This window comes from Nisaea acidiphila, assembly GCF_024662015.1.
GTDB lineage: Bacteria > Pseudomonadota > Alphaproteobacteria > Thalassobaculales > Thalassobaculaceae > Nisaea > Nisaea acidiphila.
In genome coordinates this window covers 4,046,918-4,063,313 of sequence record NZ_CP102480.1, presented here as the reverse complement: position 1 = coordinate 4,063,313, position 16,396 = coordinate 4,046,918, and the positions used below count along the sequence as shown (strand labels likewise).

Here is a 16,396-nt window from a genome sequence, read left to right as displayed (position 1 = left end):
TCAGACAGTTTCGGGGCGGCCGCGGCGCGCCCGCTGCAATAGATAGACGAGGACAAGCAGGCCGATCGCCGGAATGAAGAACACTTCCTTCGGCATCCGGTCGGCCGGGGTCATGACCTGAATGATCTCCCAGTCGAAGTCGATCCCCGACTGCTCGGCAGGTCCGCCGAAACCGAGGTTGTCGACCAGTGCCTTGCCGTCCTCGAATCTCAGTTCGAGCCCCGCACTGTTCATCAGCCTGTCCGCGCCGGGCCCTGCGTCCCCGAGGGGCAGCAGGACGGCCTTCGAGACGATATCGCCGTCGACCGTCTCACCCTCGACCATCAATCGGATCTCCCCCCCCGGAGCGATGCCTTCCGCCACCTCGTTGATGGTAGCCGGATTGTGCTGCACGAACGGCTCTTCGACCATGTCCAGCCAGAAGCCCGGCCGGAACAGCGTGAAGGCGACCAGCAGCAGAGCCGCTGATTCCCAGAGCCTGTTCTTCACGAGGAAGAAACTCTGCGTCGCCGAGGCGAACATCAGCATGGCGATGACCGCCGTCACCACGGTGACGATGAAATGCACCACTCCGTCGATCCCTATCATCAGCAACTGGGTGTTGAAGATGAAGAGAAACGGCAGGATCGCGGTCCGGATGTCGTAAGCGAAGCCCTGCAGGCCGGTCTTGATCGGATCGCCCCCCGACAGTGCCGCGGCCGCATAGGCCGCGAGTCCCACGGGTGGCGTATCGTCCGCCAATATTCCGAAATAGAAGACAAAGAGGTGCACCGCGATCAGCGGCAGGATCACGCCCGCCTCCGCCGAGAGGGTGACGATCACCGGCGCCATCAGGGAGGAGACGACGATATAGTTCGCCGTCGTCGGAAGGCCGAGACCCAGTACCAGGCAGATAACCGCGGTAAAGAGCAGCATCAGCATGAGGTTCCCGGCGGAGATGAACTCGACGAACTCGGTCATCTTCTGGCCGAGACCGGTGAGCGTCACGCCGCCGACAACGATGCCCGCGACCGCGACCGCGACGCCGATCGGCACCATGTTCCGGGCGCCGGAGACCAGCCCCTCATAGAGCTCTGTCTTACCCATGCCGAGCGCCGCGACATCGATCCCCTCGCCCCGGAAGAAGGCCTTTCCGGCCCGATGCGTCACCGCGATGACCAGCATCACTACGGAAGTCCAGAAGGCGGCAAGACCCGGCGAGAAACGCTCGACGATGAGACACCAGACGAGCACGCCGATCGGCAGCAGGAAATAGAGCCCGGACATGAAGGTCGGCCGCATTTCCGGACACTCGGTCATGTTCTCGAGATCTTCCGGCTTGCCGTCCTCATAGGACGCGCCCAGCTTCAGCAGAAAGGCGTAAGCCGCCAGCAGAATAATGGAGGCGATGTAGATCGTGGCATCGCCGAAAACCTGCTTGGTCCAGCCGAAGCCGAAATAGGTTACCGCCATCAACACGATGAATCCGACCAGCACCGTTGCGAAGCTGAACAGCTTGGCAAGCATCGTTCGCGCCTTGGAAGAACGCGGAAGACCGGTCATACCCGCCTTCACGGCTTCCAGATGCACGATATAGACAAGCGCGATGTAAGAGATGATCGCCGGCAGGAACGCATGCTTCATGATCTCGACGAGATCGATGCCGACGCGCTCGATCATGATGAAGGCCGCGGCGCCCATCACCGGCGGCGTCAGCTGGCCGTTGGTGGAGGACGCGACTTCGACCGCACCGGCTTTCTCGGCCGGGAAGCCGGTCCGCTTCATGAGCGGAATGGTAAAGGCGCCGGTGGTCACGACGTTCGCCAGCGAGGAACCGGAGATCAGCCCCGTCATCGCAGAGGAGACGACAGAGGCCTTCGCCGGACCGCCGCGCATGTGACCGACCAGCGCGATCGAGAGCTTGGTCAGGTAGATGCCGGCGCCGGATTTGTCCATCAGCGCGCCGAACAACACGAACAGGAAGATGAAGGAGGTCGAGACCCCGACGCCGATACCAAAGACGCCTTCCTGCGTGATCCAGAGATGCGACATCGCCTTCTCGAAGGACGCGCCCTTCCAGGCGATCACGTCCGGTCCGTATTGGCCGAAAAAGATGTAGGCGAGGAAGACGAGCGCGACCGCCATGAGCGGAATGCCGAGCGAACGCCGCGTCGCTTCCAGTAACAGCACCAGCCCGATACCCGCGGTGACGATATCCGCAGTCGTCGGAATTCCCATCCGTCCGGCCAGCGCGTCTGCCTCGGCCACGAGATAGAGAATGCAGACGGCGGAGACGGCGGCGAAGATCCAGTCGGTAACCGGCACGCTGTGCCGCGGCGAGGTCTTCAGCGCGGGATAGGAGAGAAAGGCGAGAACGACCGCGAAACAGAGATGGATCGGCCGGGTCTGGGTGTTGTTCATCAGCGGGATGAAGTCGGCCAGCATGAACGGCAGCGGCGATGCGATCCAGAGCTGGAACAAGGACCAGGCCAGAGCCCCCAGCGCGATGAATTGTCCAACCGCCCCCGGTACGTTACGGGACCCGGTATCGACGGCAGCGACAAGATCCTCTGCTGCCTGACGCGCGGATTTAGATTCCGTCTCGTTGCTCATATACCCCCTCCTCGCATCCGCACGCCGGACGCGTCCAACCTCAGACCGTTAGCCGCACGCCGAAGCGCGCATATCCCATGTTCACTTCCGGAAACCGCGTTGTCCGCGAACCGGTTCGATTTTTTTGAAAGCAGACTGAAAGCAGAAGGGAGAGGCGAGCCTCTCCCTTCCGTCGGCCGGATTACATCCAGCCTTTTTCCTTGTAGTACTTGGCAGCACCGCCATGGATCGGAGCGGACAGGCCGTCCTTCACCATCTCGGCTTCCTTCAGGTGGCCGAAAGCGGGGTGCAGCTTCTTGAAGTCGCCGAAATTCTCGAAGACCGCTTTCACGACCTGATACACGACATCGTCGGCAACCGCGGAGGAGCTGACGAACGTCGCGCCGACACCGAAGGTGGTCACGTCTTCCGGGTTGCTGGCATACATGCCGCCCGGGATGGTGGCCTTGCGGTAATAGGAATTGTCGGCAACCAGCTTGTCGATGGCCGGGCCGGTCGCGTTGACGAGAACCGCGTCACAGGAGGCGACGGATTCCTTGGTCAGCGCCGACGGGTGGCCGACAAGCCAGAAATAGGCATCGATCTTGTTGTCGCAGAGCGCCTGGCCGGTTTCGGCGGATTTCAGCTCGGCGGCCAGTTTCAGATCGCCACGGCTCCAGCCGAGGGCCTCTTCCATGACTTCCCAGGTCCCGCGCGTACCGGAACCCGGATTGCCGATATTGACGCGCTTGCCCTTGAGATCGGTGACGTTCTTGATCCCGGAATCGCCCCGCGCAAGAATCGTGACCGGCTCCGGGTGCACGGAGAAGACAGCGCGCAGTTCCTTGAACGGCCCGGCATCCTTGAATTTCGAGGTGCCGTTATAGGCGTGGTACTGCCAGTCGGACTGGGCGACGCCCATGTCCAGCTCGCCGGCGCGGATGGTGTTGATGTTGTAGATCGAACCGCCGGTCGACTCGACGGAGCAGCGGATACCGTGCTCCTTGCGGCCCTTGTTCACCAGACGGCAGATCGCGCCGCCGGTCGGGTAGTAGACGCCCGTCACACCGCCGGTGCCGATGGTGATGAACTTCTGCTCGGCAGCGCTGGCGCCCTGCGTTGCTCCGATAAACGAAGCGCCGGCTACGAGGGCCGCCGCAATGCCAAACGTGAAAGCCCGTTTCATGAAGCCTCCTCCAAGGTAAATCCATGGTTTGAACTATGCCCGCGTTCAACGACCACCATTCCGGACACTCAATGTCCGATGCGGATCCAGCACACCCCCCGGCGTACGGATATCCAGATCGTTGGGCCGCAGACAAGCCCTCAGAGACTATGGCCCGCAAAAACGGAAAAGGTCAATGCATGCTATGACATTGATTTAAAAGAAAAGTTTAGAGGCATTTTGTATACAAGGAAAAGTTTATCGATCCTTTAGCGAATGCTGCAGTGCGGTCAGCGGACCGCTTCGTCGATCGCCTCGCCGAGCTTGCCGACAATCTCCTCGATGTGGTTCTCGTCGATGATGAACGGCGGTGCGAGCAGCACGTGATCGCCGACGCGACCGTCGATCGTGCCCCCCATCGGATAGCACATCAGGCCGAGCTCCATGGCTTTGGCCTTCACCTTTGCGTGCACCTTGCGCGCCGGATCGAAACATTTCTTCGACGCCCGGTCCTCGACAAGCTCGACGCCCAGAAACAGCCCGCGGCCGCGAATGTCGCCGACATGATGGTGATTGCCGAAGCGCTCCTCGAGAGCCGCCTTCAGCTTCGCTCCCATGGCGCGGACATTCTCCAGCAGATTGTCCTCCTCGATCACCTTCTGCACCGCCAGCGCCCCGGCGCAGGCCGCCGGATGGCCCATATAGGTATGGCCGTGCTGGAAGAACCCGCTGCCGTCATGGATCGCGTCGAAAATCTTCGAGGAGACCAGCGTAGCCCCGATCGGCTGGTAGCCGGCCCCCAAACCCTTCGCGATCGTCAGCAGGTCCGGCGCGGCACCGTCCTCCTCACAGGCGTAGAGATATCCTGTCCGTCCCATGCCGCACATCACCTCGTCGAAGATCAGCAGCACACCATGCTCGTCGCAGATCTCGCGGATCCGCTTCAGGTATCCCGGCACGGCCGGAACCGCGCCGAGCGTGGCACCGACGACCGGCTCGCAGACGAAAGCCGCGACCGTTTCCGGTCCGTGCTCCCGGATCGCCGCATCCAGTTCGTCGGCGACCCGCTGGCCGTAGGCCTCTTCGCTCTCGTCGTCGCGCCGGTCGCGATAAGCGAAACAAGGCGAGACGTGGGAGGTGTCGATCAGCAGCGGCTTGAACTGCTCGCGCCGCCATTCATTTCCGCCGACCGCGAGCGCGCCCAGCGTATTCCCGTGATAGCTCTGCCGCCGCGCGATGATCTTGTGCCGCTCCGGCTGGCCGATCTCCATGAAATACTGCCGCGCCATCTTCAGCGCCGCCTCGATCGCCTCGGAACCGCCGGAGACGAAATAGACTCGATCAAGGTCCCCGGGCGCCCGCGCGATCAGATGATCGGCAAGCGCCTCCATCGGGTCGTTCGAGAAAAAGCCTGTATGCGCGAAGGGAATCTCGTCGAGCTGCCGCTTGATCGCATCCGTCACCCGCGTCTCGCTATGCCCGAGGCAGGAGACCGCGGCGCCGCCGCTGGCATCGAGATAGCGTTTCCCCTCACTGTCCAGAATATAGACGCCGTCGCCTTTCGCGGCGACGGGATAGGAGGCGCGGGCATTGCGGTGGAAGACGTGGTTCATGGCGGGGTCTCTCGATGGATCGGCAGTCGATAGCCTGTATCAGAAACCTGCTCCCCGCCACCGGCCGGGTCAAGCGGGCCGTCGAGCGGAATGGAGCCCGACCGCGCTCTTCAAAGTCCAGCCCACGATCCGCTTCATTGTGCTGCCAAGAGCGAGGTCGAAGGTTTTCACGATGCTCTCGATCCGGTTGTCCGGGGACTCCTTGAGCGATTCGAAGGCCTCTGATGCGAGGATGATACGCTGCGGCTTCTTGATGAGCTTGCAATTGATCCTGACGCGGACGGAGGGGTTGGACGCCCCGTCGATATATTCCGCCTGAAATTCGCGCAGCTCCGTGCGCAATTCGAAATCCGTGCGAAGACTTGCGCCGCTGCGGCCCACTCCGACGATTTTGCCCGAATTCTCGAAGGACTCGATCAGCAGGCGGTAGACCATCGACGGCGCGGTATCGACCCATTTGGCGCCCGAATAATAGTCCATGGTCAGTTCGCCGCGCAGTACCGCGATCCGCGCGGAGTTCAATCCCGCCGGCGCGAGCGGAGGCTCAAGCCCCAGTTGCCAGCCGACCGCCGGAATGTCGTCGTCGAAAGTGCTTTTCGGCGACAGCCTGTAAAGCTGCTCCGGCGGCATCGGCTTCGGCAGCACGCCGCAGCCGGCAAGAGCGAGCGGCAGGAGCGTTCCGGTGCCGGCAATAAGGCCGCGGCGGCTGATCGTTGCTTTGTCTTGCTGGCTCATCGGTCGGTCTCCACACCTCGTTGCCGGTTCCCGAACAGGATCCGGGAGGGGTCCGACTCCACCTGCCGGACAAGCTGGCTCATATCGTTCATCAACTGACGGCCGTCGATCAGGAACTCGGTCAGCTCATAGAGGCCTGTCGTGGCGAAGTCGTTCACCGCATCGCGATTGTCGCGAATGAGCGCGGACGCACCGGACGAGACCTCGCTGACATTCCTCAGAGCGATCTTAAGTTCGTCCGAAACCGCGACGATTTCGGAATCGAGCGAATTCACCGTTCCCCTGGTCGTTGCCATGGTCTGCGAAATCTCCTCGCTCATCACCCCGATATCGCCGCTGACCTGCGCCACGGTCGCCTCCATGGTCTCCATTGTGAGATTCAGGTTCTCGATGATCCGTTCCAGTTCCCCGGACCGGCTGGCGAGCGCCCCGGAAAACTGCTCCAGATTACTCAGTGTGTTCCGCAGGGCGGTCTGGTTTTGCGGATCGAGCATCTGGTTCGCCCGGTTCACCAGAACCACAAGCTGGGAGGCGATCTCCGGCGCCGCCTGCGCGACTTCCTGCAGCACCGAGTTCTGGGACGGCAGGACCGGCACCTCGTCGCCCGGACGTACGGTCAGGAGCGGTGCATCCTTCGACCCGCCGGCGAGCTGGATAAAGCCGACCCCGGTCAGCCCCTGGCTTTCCAGCACGGCATATACGTCCTGCTTGATCGGAACCTTGGTATCGAGCTCGACCCGGACACGGATGATCTCGACATTGTCGGGATCGAAACCGATCCGGAGGACCTGCCCGACCGGTATGCCGCGATAGCGGACCGGGCTGCCGACCGAGAGGCCGGTGACCTGCTGCTCGAACTCGATGTCGTAATGGGCGACCTCGCGGTTCAGTTCCACCTTGCCGAGCCATATGACGAAGCCCATGGCGGAGGCGAACATCGCAAAGACGAACAGACCGACGATGACGTAGCTGGCGCGTGTTTCCATCTAGGGTACGTCTCCCTCTCCGTGACGGTCCTCAAGACCGGGGGTCTCGAACGCGGCACGCGCCCGGGGACCGTGAAAATATTCCTGAATCCATGGATGCGGATTGGCCACCAGTTCGGCCATCGTGCCGACGGTGACCTTCTTGTCCAGCAGCACGGCGATGCGGTCGCAGATCGCGACCAGGCTGTCGAGATCGTGCGTCACCATGACAACGGTCAGATTCAGGCTGCGCTGCAGGTCGCGGATCAGCATGTCGAAATTGGAGGCGCCGATCGGGTCGAGCCCCGCGGTCGGTTCGTCCAGGAAGACGACCTGCGGGTCGAGCGCGAGCGCCCGCGCGAGGCTGGCGCGTTTGCGCATCCCCCCCGAAAGCTGCGAGGGGAACTTGTCGGCCGCGTTCGGCGGCAGGCCGACGAGATTGATCTTCAGCAGCGCGAGCTCGTGCATCAGCGCTTTCGGGATACCGCCCTTCTCCCGCATCGGCGCCATGATGTTCTGCGCCACGGTGAGCGAGCTGAAGAGCGCGCCGTCCTGGAACATCATGCCGAACCGGCCCTGCAGCTTGCGCGTCGCCATCTCCCCGCGCCCGGCCTCGATTTTCTCGCCGAGCAGCTCGATCTCGCCCGCCGCCGGGATCTGCAGGCCGATGATGGTGCGCAGCAGAACCGACTTGCCGGTGCCCGAGCCGCCGACAACGCCCAGCACCTCGCCGCGCCGGACATCGAGATCGAGCCCGTCATGCACGACCTGCGCGCCGAACTGGTTGCGCACCCCGCGCAGCCGGATCGCCGGCGCGTCCTCCGGTGCCATGGCGGCGATGTCCTCGGTCAGCGCAGCCATCGATCAGATCCCGACTTCGGCGAAGAAGATGGCGAAGAGCGCATCGAGCACGATCACGATGAAGATGGACTCGACGACCGATTTGGTGGTCCGGAAACCGACGCTCTCCGCGCTGCCCGAGACCTGCAGCCCCTGATGACAGCCGACCACGGCGATCACGTAGGCGAAGACAGGCGCCTTCACGATGCCGGTGCCGAAATCCCAGAAATCGACGGCGCCCTTCAACTGCACGAGGAACTGCTGGATGGTGAGATCGAGGGTCAGCACGGCGATCATCGCCCCGCCCGCGAGGCCGGCGATATCGCCGATGAAAACCAGGATCGGCAGCGCGATGAAGAGCGCGATCAGACGCGGCAGGACGAGCACGTCGACCGGCGAGAGCCCCAGCGTCTCCAGCGCGTCGACCTCCTGGTTCACCTTCATGGTTCCGATCTGCGCGGTGAAGGCGCTGCCGGAGCGCCCGGCGACGATGATCGCGGTCAGCAGCACGCCGATCTCTCGCAGAACGGAAACGCCGACGAGGTTCACCGTCAGCACGGCCGCGCCGAACCGTTCGAGCTGCAACGAGCCCATATAGGCGAGCACCACCCCGACCAGGAAACAGAGCAGCGAAACGATCCCGACAGCGTTCAGACCGACATATTCGAGCTGGCTGACCAGCGCGATGAAGCGGAGCTTCGTGCGGCCGGTGAAGATCCCCAGCAGGGAGACGATGGTGAGGCCGAAGAACCCGAAGAGATCGCGCCCGACATGGGCCATGGTGAACATCGCCTCGCCGGCGCGGGCCGCGACGAGGAGCACGGGATTGGGCCGCTCCTCCCCGTCCGGTGCGTCCGGATCGGGGACAAAGGCTTTTTCGACCAGCGCCCGGTAGCGTTCCTGCAGGCCGTCGAGACGAACATCGATGCCGCGCCCGGCAAAGCCGTCGGAGGTCCGACGCAGGATCCAGGCCCCCGCGCTGTCCAGCGCGGTGATCCCGGTGGCATCGATGACGACCTGTCGGGGACTGGCGGCGAGCGCCTCACGGAACTGACGGTCGAGCCGGCCCACGGCCTCTACGGTCAGCGGCCCGGCGATACCCACGCGCAGCTCTCCACCGGCTTCCGTGATGGATAGCGAGGTCTCCGCTGCTGCCACGTTTTCTCCCCCCGGACCGCGCATCGCCAGTGTTCAGGATCTCCCCCACGGACCTGAACACGCGCTTATTTCATAAGATACTGGAATTTATCGCAACTCTCACCTATCAAGGCCGCTGCCCAAGCGACGCCCCGGAGATCCTCAGATGGACCTGAAGCAGCATATCCGCGAAGTGCCGGATTTCCCGAAACCCGGGATTCTGTTCTACGACGTCTCGACGCTGCTGGCCCATCCGCAAGCCTGGAAAGCGACGGTCGAACGGCTGAAGGATCTGGTCTCCGCCTACAAGCCCGACGTCCTCGCCGGCATCGAATCGCGCGGCTTCCTCGTCGCCGCTCCGCTGGCGCTGGAACTCGGCCTCGGCTTCCACATGGTGCGCAAGAAGGGCAAGCTGCCGGGCAAGACCATTCCCTATACCTACGATCTCGAATACGGCACCGACACGATCGAAGTGCAGGACGGCGCGATCGAACCCGGCCAGCGCGTGGTCATCCTCGACGACCTGCTCGCCACCGGCGGCACCCTCGCCGCGGCGGTCGAACTGGTGCGCAAGGTCGGCGGCGAGGTCACCGGGGCTGCCAGCATCATGGAACTGACCTTCCTCAAGGGCCGCGAGCGGCTGGATATCCCGTTCAGCTCGCTGATCGCCTACGACGACTGACCTCTCTCCCCCGCTCGCACGTCATCCGGCCGCAGAGCCGTGACCTGTCCGAACACGCACGCCATCAAGAGATCCCGGGTCAGGCCCGGGATGACGGCCAAAAGAGCACCGGTTAATATGCAATCTGGTTTCTTGGACCGATAGTGAGAGAGCGGTGCCGGACTACGCGTCGCAGCCGGTGCCGCGCTATGCGAGCGAAGGAATGCAAGAGCGATGAGGGAAAAGTATGCAGATCGAGAGAGAACTCGACGTTTTTCGTTATTGGAAAAACCATTTAAAGCACGATATATATTTTTTCTTTCATTGTTGTATTTTTGGCTTCCGGCCCGCGAATTCATCGTTCTCCTGTTGAATAATGCATACAATAAAATACTACCAGGAAATGAACATTTACAGATGACATTTTTTGGTGGAGATGGCTGGACAATTAAGTATTATTTATTGTATTTATTCATTATATATATTTTTTGGTTTTTTCATAAGTATATTGCAGAATATCTTTCCAGTGAAATGAATGCATATAAACACAAAATTTTTCTCGCCTCAATTTCATACGCGATATCAATATTAATACTAGGATATGTAATTTATTGGTTATTTGCGTACATATACGTGCGCGTTATCTTGAGATTGTAGGGGTTTATACTTTTTCCTACCAGATTGCGGGGACACGTCAGATTGCGGGGACACCGTCAGATTGCGGGGACACTCAGATTGCGGGGACACGATGCTTAATTCAGCTCCCCTACCAACCGCGCCAGAACCCTCACGCAGACCGCAAATCCCTCGCCTCCTCCAGCAGCCACTCCCGGAACGCCGCGATCTTCGGCACCTCCGTGCGATCCTCCGCGCATAGCAAATAGTACGAGAACGCGAGCGGCGTGCTGAAGCTCGGATCGAACGGGCGCACCAGGCGCCCCGCTGCGAGATGATCGGCGACCAGCACGTCTCCGATCAGTGCGACGCCGGCGCCGTCGAGGGCGGACTGGACCGCCATGCTTTCCATGCTGAACCACGGCCCGCTAGCCGGAACGATGTCCTGCAGGCCGGCGGCCGTCAGCCACATGCGCCAGCTCGGCTCCGTGTCGGTCCAGTCGATATGCAGCAGCGTGTGATGACGGAGATCTTCCGGCCGGCGGAGCGGATGTTCGCCGCCGAGGAGCGCCGGGCTGCAGACCGGCGTATTGATCTGATGGAAGAGCCAGTCGGTCCGCACCCCGTCATATCCGCCCGGGCCGTACCGTATCGCGATATCAGCCTCGCCGCGGGCAAGGTCCGCCAGCCGGTCCGTGCCGTCGATGCGGATCTCGACCTCCGGATGCCTGCAGCGGAAGCGCTCCAGCCGGGGCACAAGCCACATGCCACCGAAGGACGGACTGACGCTGATGGTCAGAATCCCGCTTTCGGAATGCGCGCGCATGGCCTCGACACCCTGGGCCAGCCTGTCGAAACCCTGCCCCAGCAGAGGCAGGGCCGCCTGGCCCGCCTCCGTCAGTGCCAGCGCCCGGGTCAGACGGCGGAACAGGGGCGTGCCGATCAGATCCTCCAGCGCCTTCACCTGATGGCTGACCGCCGCCGGCGTGACGTTCAGCTCGGCCGCCGCCTTGGTGAAGCTGAGATGCCGGCCGGCGGCCTCGAAGGCGCGGAGGGCTTTCAGCGGGGGAAGCGGTCGGGCCATCGCTTTTCTTCAAATTTTCCTAATGTATAAAACGAGATCTTCTCGTTTGTCGATTCAACGGAATACAGCCATTTTTCCAATCAATCAACGCGTACAGAACTCGCCGCCCCGTCGTCGGGATCGCTCTCGGTTCAAATAAAAATATCTCATTTGAGCGACAGATCCGGGCCGGCCAAAAGATGGAGATCAGTCATGTCGCATTGCTGCACATCGCCAAACCCGGAAATCATCCCCTCGCCGTCCAGTGTGGCGTCGCGGCTGTACAGGAGCGTGAAGACGGCAATCCTTCAGAGCATTGCCGAAATCCAGCGCGCACGCAGGCGCAGCGCAGGCATCAGGATGCTCGACGCCATGAGCGACCGGCAATTGCTGGATATCGGCATCGACCGCTCCGAGATCCCGGGAGCGATCGATCGTGCGCTCGACGCAAGGAAAACGCCGCTGTGACGATCAGGAAACGGCGCCCGTCAACGCCTTGCTCATGATGACGCTGCGATAATTGGTCTGCTCCCAGCTTTGATACTGGATGAACCGGTATCCGAGCCGCGTGTACCATGCGACGAGGTGGGTCGCCGGCTCGGCCGTGTCGAGGGCGATCTCGGCCGCTCCCGCCGCGCGCACGCGACGCTCGGCCTCGTCCAGCAGCATCAGGCCGAGGCCCTTGGCCTGAATGTCCGGCTCGACCCCGAACTGGCCGACAGACGCGACCTCCGGCCGGTCATACCAAGCGCAGCCATTCGTCTGCTCCGGGGTCTTCACGATGATGGTTCCGACCACCTCCCCGTCCATGACCGCAACAAGACACGTTCCCTCGGCAATCCGCTCGCGGGTGACGTCGTCGCCCTGATGCGTCGCCATATAGCGCAGCCCCATCCGGGCGAGACGCCCGTAGGCCCGATGCAGCATCGAGGTCAGGTCCGGTATGGAATCCGTCTCCTCCAGGGAGCGGATCAGGACGGCGTCCGGCTTGATGATCTCGGATAGGGGCATGTCTGACCTCGCGTGCTTTTCCCTCTTTCTTTTTTCACCCCGGCGCCTTTCGGGCAAACGAGATTGTTTGTTAATTCTGTGAGATAATCTCACGCATGTATCGCCGATTGCCGCCCCTCAATGCCGTGCGGGCCTTCGAAGCCGCGGCCCGCCTCGAAAGCTTCACCGCCGCTGCCGAAGAGCTCGGCGTGACCCATGGTGCCGTCAGCCGGCAGGTACGGGTGCTCGAGGACTGGTTCGGCTTTCCGCTTTTCGCCCGCGCCAACAGGAAAGTCATCCTGACCCGCGAGGGGCTCGAATACCGGGATCAGGCGAGTGCCGTCCTCGACAAGCTCGCCGTCGCGACCGAGCGGCTGGCCGGGCCGCAGGGGGTGCGGGTCCTCCGCCTCCTGGCGCCGGAGACAATTTCCGTACGCTGGCTCATCCCGCGGCTCTCGGCCTTCGCCCGCGCCTACCCCAATATCGAAGTCCGCCTGCGGCCGATGATCTCGGGAGAGGAATTTCTGAGTGATACTTTCGACGCCGTCATCCGCCGGGGCCGTATGGACCGGGAGGGCTTTACCAGCACGCCCTTCCTCGGGGAGAGCTGCCTGCCCGTAATCAGCCCGCGCCTGCTCGAACAGATCCCGCTCGCAACACCCCGGGCGCTTCGCAATCACACATTATTGCACGCGGACTCGCTCGAACATCTCTGGCCGTCATGGATGCGCGCGGCCGGGATCGAGGATCTTCAAGTGTCCCGTCAGCTCCGCTTCCAGAGTCTCAATTACGTGCTGCAGGCCGCAGTCGAGGGTGTCGGCGTGGCGATGGGCCCGTCCGCCCTCGTCGCCGACGACCTCGCCTCGGGCCGCCTCGTCACGCCGCTGGAGGCGCCCGTACTCGCGATGGGGGATTTTCACGTAATGATCCCTGCCGCCGACCGGCCGCAGGACCCGGCGGCGGTCTTCCGCCGCTGGCTGATCGAGGAGCAGCCTTAATTCAATTGCGCCGTCATCCCGGACGGAGAGCCGGGACCCAGATGATCGTGGGGCCGCGCGCTCCTTCCCTGGGTCCCCGCGTGCGCGGGAATGACGACTTAAGGAGCCGGGCTTTCGAACCGGTCCCGCGCCGCCGCGACCCGCTCGCGCACCACGCAGTCCCCGACATGATCGTTGATCAGGCCCATCGCCTGCATGAAGGCGTAGACCGTGGTCGGGCCGACGAATTTCCAGCCGCGCTTCTTCAGCTCCTTCGAGATCGCCTTCGAGACATCGGAGACCGACTGGCTCTGCGGCGTGCTCAGCGTCGCGGGGTCGGGCTCGTAGGACCAGAAGAAGGCGGCGAGCGAGCCTTCCCGCTCGACCATCTCGACCGCCCGGGCGGCGTTGTTGATCATCGCCTCGATCTTGCCCCGGTGACGGACGATCCCGGCGTCCTGCAGCAGCCGCTCGACATCGCCCTCGTCATATTCCGCAACCTTGCGGAAATCGAAATTCTCGAAGGCGGCGCGAAAATTCTCCCGCTTGGCGAGGATGGTCCGCCAGCTGAGACCGGACTGGAAACCTTCGAGGCAGAGCTTCTCGAAAAGCCGCCGGTCGTCGTCCACCGGAAAGCCCCATTCATTGTCGTGATAAGCGAGAAACTCCGGCGCCGCGCCGCACCAGCGGCAACGCGGTTTTCCGTCCGGCGCAATGAAAGGTTCGCTCATAGTCGTCCCTCACGCGCCGAGGAAGGATAGACGCGGATCGGTGATGGAGGCGCCGATTTCCGTGACCTCGATGCGCACCACCTCTTCCGCCACGAAAGGATCTTCCGCCAGCCGCGCCTCGAGCGACGCCCGGTCGGTATTGTGGGCGAGGATCCCGCCACCCTCGTCCGGCGCCGCGAGCGTTCCCGCCGCCAGGAACACGCCCTCGTCGAATCCGCGCTTCAGCCAGGCCTTGTGGCCTTCGAGGTAGTCGCCGGCCTTCGCGCGGTTGGTAGAGAGTTTCAGCAGGGCGACGAACATCGCATATCTCCTTCAAAGCTCGTGATATCGGTGGAATGGTCAGGCCCGCGCCTCGGCGGCGCGGTCGTGCAGCCAGGCGGAAATCTCCGCGATCTCGCGGTCGACGAAATCCGCGTCCCGGTAGGCGTTCGCCATGGTCGCGACGCCTTGGCTCCAGGCCAGCACATGCATCGCGTTGCGATCGGATTCTCCGCCGCAGCCGAGCCGCTCGAACTCGCCGCGCAGCCAGTCGCGGAAAAGCGTGAAGATCCGCCCCGCGGCGCCCTGCGCCTGATGGTTCAGCTTGGCAAGCTCGGAGGTCAAAGTGCCGACGGGACAGCCATAGGCCATGATGTCGTTCTGATTGTCAGTCAGAATGCGGATATAGCCGCGGATCCGCTGTTCCGGATCGTCGCTCTCGGCCTCCCAGCCGGCAATCATCTCCCGGCTCGCGGCGATCCGCGCCTCGATCACCGCGTCCAGGATCTCGTCCTTGGTCTTGAAGTGATAATAGAAATTGCCGCGCGAAATCCCGACCGCCGCCGCGATATCGGCAAACGACGTCGCCTCGAAACCCTGGCGGTAGAAGAGATCGTCGGCGCGCTCGACGATCTGCCCGCCCGTCTTTCCGTCACGCATATCCGCCTCGCGGGTTGGCCTGAATTGATTAGGACGCTTGTCCTATCGCTTATTTAGGACAATCGTCCTAGCGCGTCAAGAGAACAGCGCGAAGACGACGCCGGGAAATTTGAACAAAACGATTTCGACGGATTTCTTCCGTCCATTCGTTGAGCACTGATAAGACCGATTCCGCGGATAAAGGGGAGTTACCGCAGATGCTCGACGGCAAAATCAAAATCCCAGCTGCTTGCAGGCACGCGTTACATGCGCTTCTCCTGATCATCGGCGCCAGCGTCATGCAGTCCGCAATGGCTCAAGGCTTTCAGGAACGGGCAAAGAAGGCGCTGTCGGAACCTTTTGTCGGCATCACGGCCCAAGGAACGGTGCAGCCGGGCCTATTCGAAATCGTTCCATCCGGCGTCGAAATGCGGCCGGTCACCGATGCGGCAAATGCGGTGATCGCGGCGATGAACGCCGAACAGTTGGAGAGCCTCCGCTTCCCCGTGGACAATCCGCAATGGCGGCGCTGGATCAATATCCACAAATTTCCCCGCGAAGGCGTTTCCCTGCGGGAGATGTCCGTGCCCCAAAGGCAAGCCGTCTACGCGCTTCTGCGAGAATCGTTGAGCGCCAAAGGCTACCAGACCACGCGCGACATCATGCGGCTCAACCACCATCTTGGAGAGCTGGTCTCCGACTTTACGGATTACGGCGAACATCGCTATTGGTTGGCGCTGATGGGAACTCCGTCCGCGACCGAGCCTTGGGGCTGGCAGCTCGAAGGGCACCATCTGATCATCAATTTCTTCGTGCTCGGCGATCAGGTTGTCATGACACCTACCTTCATGGGATCGGAGCCTGTGACCGCACGCTCCGGCAAATATGCGGGCGTCGAGATCCTGCAGCCGGAACAGAATGAGGGGCTGGCCTTCATGCGTTCGCTCTCGCAAGAGCAGCAGAAAAAGGCCCGGATCGGCGCCCGCGACGAGCAGAACGCCAACAAGGCGGAAGCCTTCAAGGACAATACTGTCATTCCTTACGAAGGCCTGCCTGCAGCCGCGATGGCGGGTCCTCAAAGAGAGGCCTTGCTGGCGCTCGCCGGCCTCCATATCGGCAACATGCAGACAGGCCATGCGGCGGCGAAGATGCACGAGATCTCGGCCCACCTCGACGAGACCTATTTCGCCTGGAAAGGCGATACTGAAGATGAATCCGTCTTCTATTACCGAATACACAGCCCGGTGATACTGATCGAGTTCGATCACGCGGGAACGATCGCTCTCGACGGCCCATGGGGTAAGCCGAACAAGCGGCATATCCATACAGTGGTCAGAACGCCGAACGGCAACGACTACGGCAAGGATCTGCTGAGACAGCATTACGAGGCACATGAACACGGCGCCGACCACACACACCAGAACTGAGCAGTTGAA

Annotated in this window: 16 protein-coding genes; 4 read left to right on the top strand and 12 right to left on the bottom strand. The window is 62.3% G+C overall.

Annotated features, from left to right (window positions below):
* The 7 genes from NUH88_RS18945 to NUH88_RS18915 form a co-directional block, all read right to left on the bottom strand.
* The gene (locus NUH88_RS18945) at positions 1 to 2,592 is read right to left on the bottom strand and encodes a TRAP transporter permease (RefSeq protein WP_257768140.1); all 2,592 of its coding nucleotides are present in this window, start codon (positions 2,590 to 2,592) and stop codon (positions 1 to 3) included.
* A gap of 181 nt (positions 2,593 to 2,773) precedes the next feature.
* Positions 2,774 to 3,757, bottom strand: a complete 984-nt coding sequence (locus NUH88_RS18940) for a TAXI family TRAP transporter solute-binding subunit (RefSeq protein ID WP_257768138.1) — start codon at positions 3,755 to 3,757, stop codon at positions 2,774 to 2,776.
* A 269-nt stretch (positions 3,758 to 4,026) separates the two neighbouring features.
* Positions 4,027 to 5,349: an aspartate aminotransferase family protein gene (locus NUH88_RS18935; RefSeq protein ID WP_257768136.1), complete on the bottom strand. Its 1,323-nt coding sequence runs from the start codon at positions 5,347 to 5,349 to the stop codon at positions 4,027 to 4,029.
* Between the two features lie 69 nt (positions 5,350 to 5,418).
* Positions 5,419 to 6,084: an ABC-type transport auxiliary lipoprotein family protein gene (locus tag NUH88_RS18930; RefSeq protein ID WP_257768134.1), complete on the bottom strand. Its 666-nt coding sequence runs from the start codon at positions 6,082 to 6,084 to the stop codon at positions 5,419 to 5,421.
* On the bottom strand, positions 6,081 to 7,070 hold the full coding sequence (locus tag NUH88_RS18925; protein WP_257768132.1) for an MlaD family protein: 990 nt from the start codon (positions 7,068 to 7,070) through the stop codon (positions 6,081 to 6,083). The genes NUH88_RS18930 and NUH88_RS18925 overlap by 4 nt, the downstream gene beginning before the upstream one ends.
* Positions 7,071 to 7,910 (bottom strand): ABC transporter ATP-binding protein, encoded by an 840-nt coding sequence (locus NUH88_RS18920; protein ID WP_257768131.1) that lies wholly within the window; start codon positions 7,908 to 7,910, stop codon positions 7,071 to 7,073. It abuts the gene before it with no gap.
* A gap of 3 nt (positions 7,911 to 7,913) precedes the next feature.
* Positions 7,914 to 9,047 (bottom strand): MlaE family lipid ABC transporter permease subunit, encoded by a 1,134-nt coding sequence (locus NUH88_RS18915; protein WP_257768130.1) that lies wholly within the window; start codon positions 9,045 to 9,047, stop codon positions 7,914 to 7,916.
* A gap of 145 nt (positions 9,048 to 9,192) precedes the next feature.
* Between NUH88_RS18915 and NUH88_RS18910 the strand changes: the two genes are divergently transcribed.
* On the top strand, positions 9,193 to 9,708 hold the full coding sequence (locus NUH88_RS18910) for an adenine phosphoribosyltransferase (protein WP_257768125.1): 516 nt from the start codon (positions 9,193 to 9,195) through the stop codon (positions 9,706 to 9,708).
* Positions 9,709 to 10,474: 766 nt separating this feature from the next.
* On the opposite strand, the gene NUH88_RS18905 is transcribed toward NUH88_RS18910, so the two are convergent.
* The gene (locus NUH88_RS18905) at positions 10,475 to 11,386 is read right to left on the bottom strand and encodes a transcriptional regulator GcvA (RefSeq protein WP_257768124.1); all 912 of its coding nucleotides are present in this window, start codon (positions 11,384 to 11,386) and stop codon (positions 10,475 to 10,477) included.
* A gap of 192 nt (positions 11,387 to 11,578) precedes the next feature.
* Between NUH88_RS18905 and NUH88_RS18900 the strand changes: the two genes are divergently transcribed.
* The gene (locus NUH88_RS18900) at positions 11,579 to 11,833 is read left to right on the top strand and encodes a DUF1127 domain-containing protein (RefSeq protein WP_257768123.1); all 255 of its coding nucleotides are present in this window, start codon (positions 11,579 to 11,581) and stop codon (positions 11,831 to 11,833) included.
* Between the two features lie 3 nt (positions 11,834 to 11,836).
* Here NUH88_RS18900 and NUH88_RS18895 read toward each other — a convergent pair whose 3' ends face one another.
* Positions 11,837 to 12,376, bottom strand: a complete 540-nt coding sequence (locus tag NUH88_RS18895; protein WP_257768122.1) for a GNAT family N-acetyltransferase — start codon at positions 12,374 to 12,376, stop codon at positions 11,837 to 11,839.
* Positions 12,377 to 12,471: 95 nt separating this feature from the next.
* On the opposite strand from NUH88_RS18895, the gene gcvA reads away from it, so the two are divergent.
* Complete coding sequence (gene gcvA, locus NUH88_RS18890) at positions 12,472 to 13,353, top strand: transcriptional regulator GcvA (RefSeq protein WP_257768120.1); 882 nt, start codon at positions 12,472 to 12,474, stop codon at positions 13,351 to 13,353.
* Positions 13,354 to 13,451: 98 nt separating this feature from the next.
* Here the strand turns inward: gcvA and NUH88_RS18885 are convergent, their stop codons facing one another.
* Genes NUH88_RS18885 through NUH88_RS18875 form a run of 3 tightly spaced genes read right to left on the bottom strand, consistent with a single transcriptional unit; the run spans position 13,452 to position 14,981 of the window.
* Positions 13,452 to 14,063: a DNA-3-methyladenine glycosylase I gene (locus NUH88_RS18885; RefSeq protein WP_257768118.1), complete on the bottom strand. Its 612-nt coding sequence runs from the start codon at positions 14,061 to 14,063 to the stop codon at positions 13,452 to 13,454.
* 9 nt (positions 14,064 to 14,072) lie between these two features.
* Entirely contained in the window at positions 14,073 to 14,363 is a 291-nt protein-coding gene (locus NUH88_RS18880) for a YciI family protein (RefSeq protein ID WP_257768116.1), read from the bottom strand.
* A 39-nt stretch (positions 14,364 to 14,402) separates the two neighbouring features.
* Positions 14,403 to 14,981, bottom strand: coding sequence for a TetR/AcrR family transcriptional regulator (locus NUH88_RS18875; protein WP_257768114.1), 579 nt, complete (start codon positions 14,979 to 14,981; stop codon positions 14,403 to 14,405).
* 197 nt (positions 14,982 to 15,178) lie between these two features.
* Here NUH88_RS18875 and NUH88_RS18870 point away from each other — a divergent pair, with 197 nt between their 5' ends.
* A complete protein-coding gene (locus NUH88_RS18870) occupies positions 15,179 to 16,387 on the top strand; it encodes a DUF3500 domain-containing protein (RefSeq protein ID WP_257768112.1) in 1,209 nt (402 codons plus the stop codon).
* Positions 16,388 to 16,396: the final 9 nt, after the last annotated feature.

Coding starts and splice junctions, on each gene's coding strand:
- NUH88_RS18945 (WP_257768140.1), bottom strand. CDS start 2,592: ATGAGCAACGAGACGGAATCTAAATCCGCGCGTCAGGCAGCAGAGGAT.
- NUH88_RS18940 (WP_257768138.1), bottom strand. CDS start 3,757: ATGAAACGGGCTTTCACGTTTGGCATTGCGGCGGCCCTCGTAGCCGGC.
- NUH88_RS18935 (WP_257768136.1), bottom strand. CDS start 5,349: ATGAACCACGTCTTCCACCGCAATGCCCGCGCCTCCTATCCCGTCGCC.
- NUH88_RS18930 (WP_257768134.1), bottom strand. CDS start 6,084: ATGAGCCAGCAAGACAAAGCAACGATCAGCCGCCGCGGCCTTATTGCC.
- NUH88_RS18925 (WP_257768132.1), bottom strand. CDS start 7,070: ATGGAAACACGCGCCAGCTACGTCATCGTCGGTCTGTTCGTCTTTGCG.
- NUH88_RS18920 (WP_257768131.1), bottom strand. CDS start 7,910: ATGGCTGCGCTGACCGAGGACATCGCCGCCATGGCACCGGAGGACGCG.
- NUH88_RS18910 (WP_257768125.1), top strand. CDS start 9,193: ATGGACCTGAAGCAGCATATCCGCGAAGTGCCGGATTTCCCGAAACCC.
- NUH88_RS18905 (WP_257768124.1), bottom strand. CDS start 11,386: ATGGCCCGACCGCTTCCCCCGCTGAAAGCCCTCCGCGCCTTCGAGGCC.
- NUH88_RS18900 (WP_257768123.1), top strand. CDS start 11,579: ATGTCGCATTGCTGCACATCGCCAAACCCGGAAATCATCCCCTCGCCG.
- NUH88_RS18895 (WP_257768122.1), bottom strand. CDS start 12,376: ATGCCCCTATCCGAGATCATCAAGCCGGACGCCGTCCTGATCCGCTCC.
- gcvA (WP_257768120.1), top strand. CDS start 12,472: ATGTATCGCCGATTGCCGCCCCTCAATGCCGTGCGGGCCTTCGAAGCC.
- NUH88_RS18885 (WP_257768118.1), bottom strand. CDS start 14,063: ATGAGCGAACCTTTCATTGCGCCGGACGGAAAACCGCGTTGCCGCTGG.
- NUH88_RS18880 (WP_257768116.1), bottom strand. CDS start 14,363: ATGTTCGTCGCCCTGCTGAAACTCTCTACCAACCGCGCGAAGGCCGGC.
- NUH88_RS18875 (WP_257768114.1), bottom strand. CDS start 14,981: ATGCGTGACGGAAAGACGGGCGGGCAGATCGTCGAGCGCGCCGACGAT.
- NUH88_RS18870 (WP_257768112.1), top strand. CDS start 15,179: ATGCTCGACGGCAAAATCAAAATCCCAGCTGCTTGCAGGCACGCGTTA.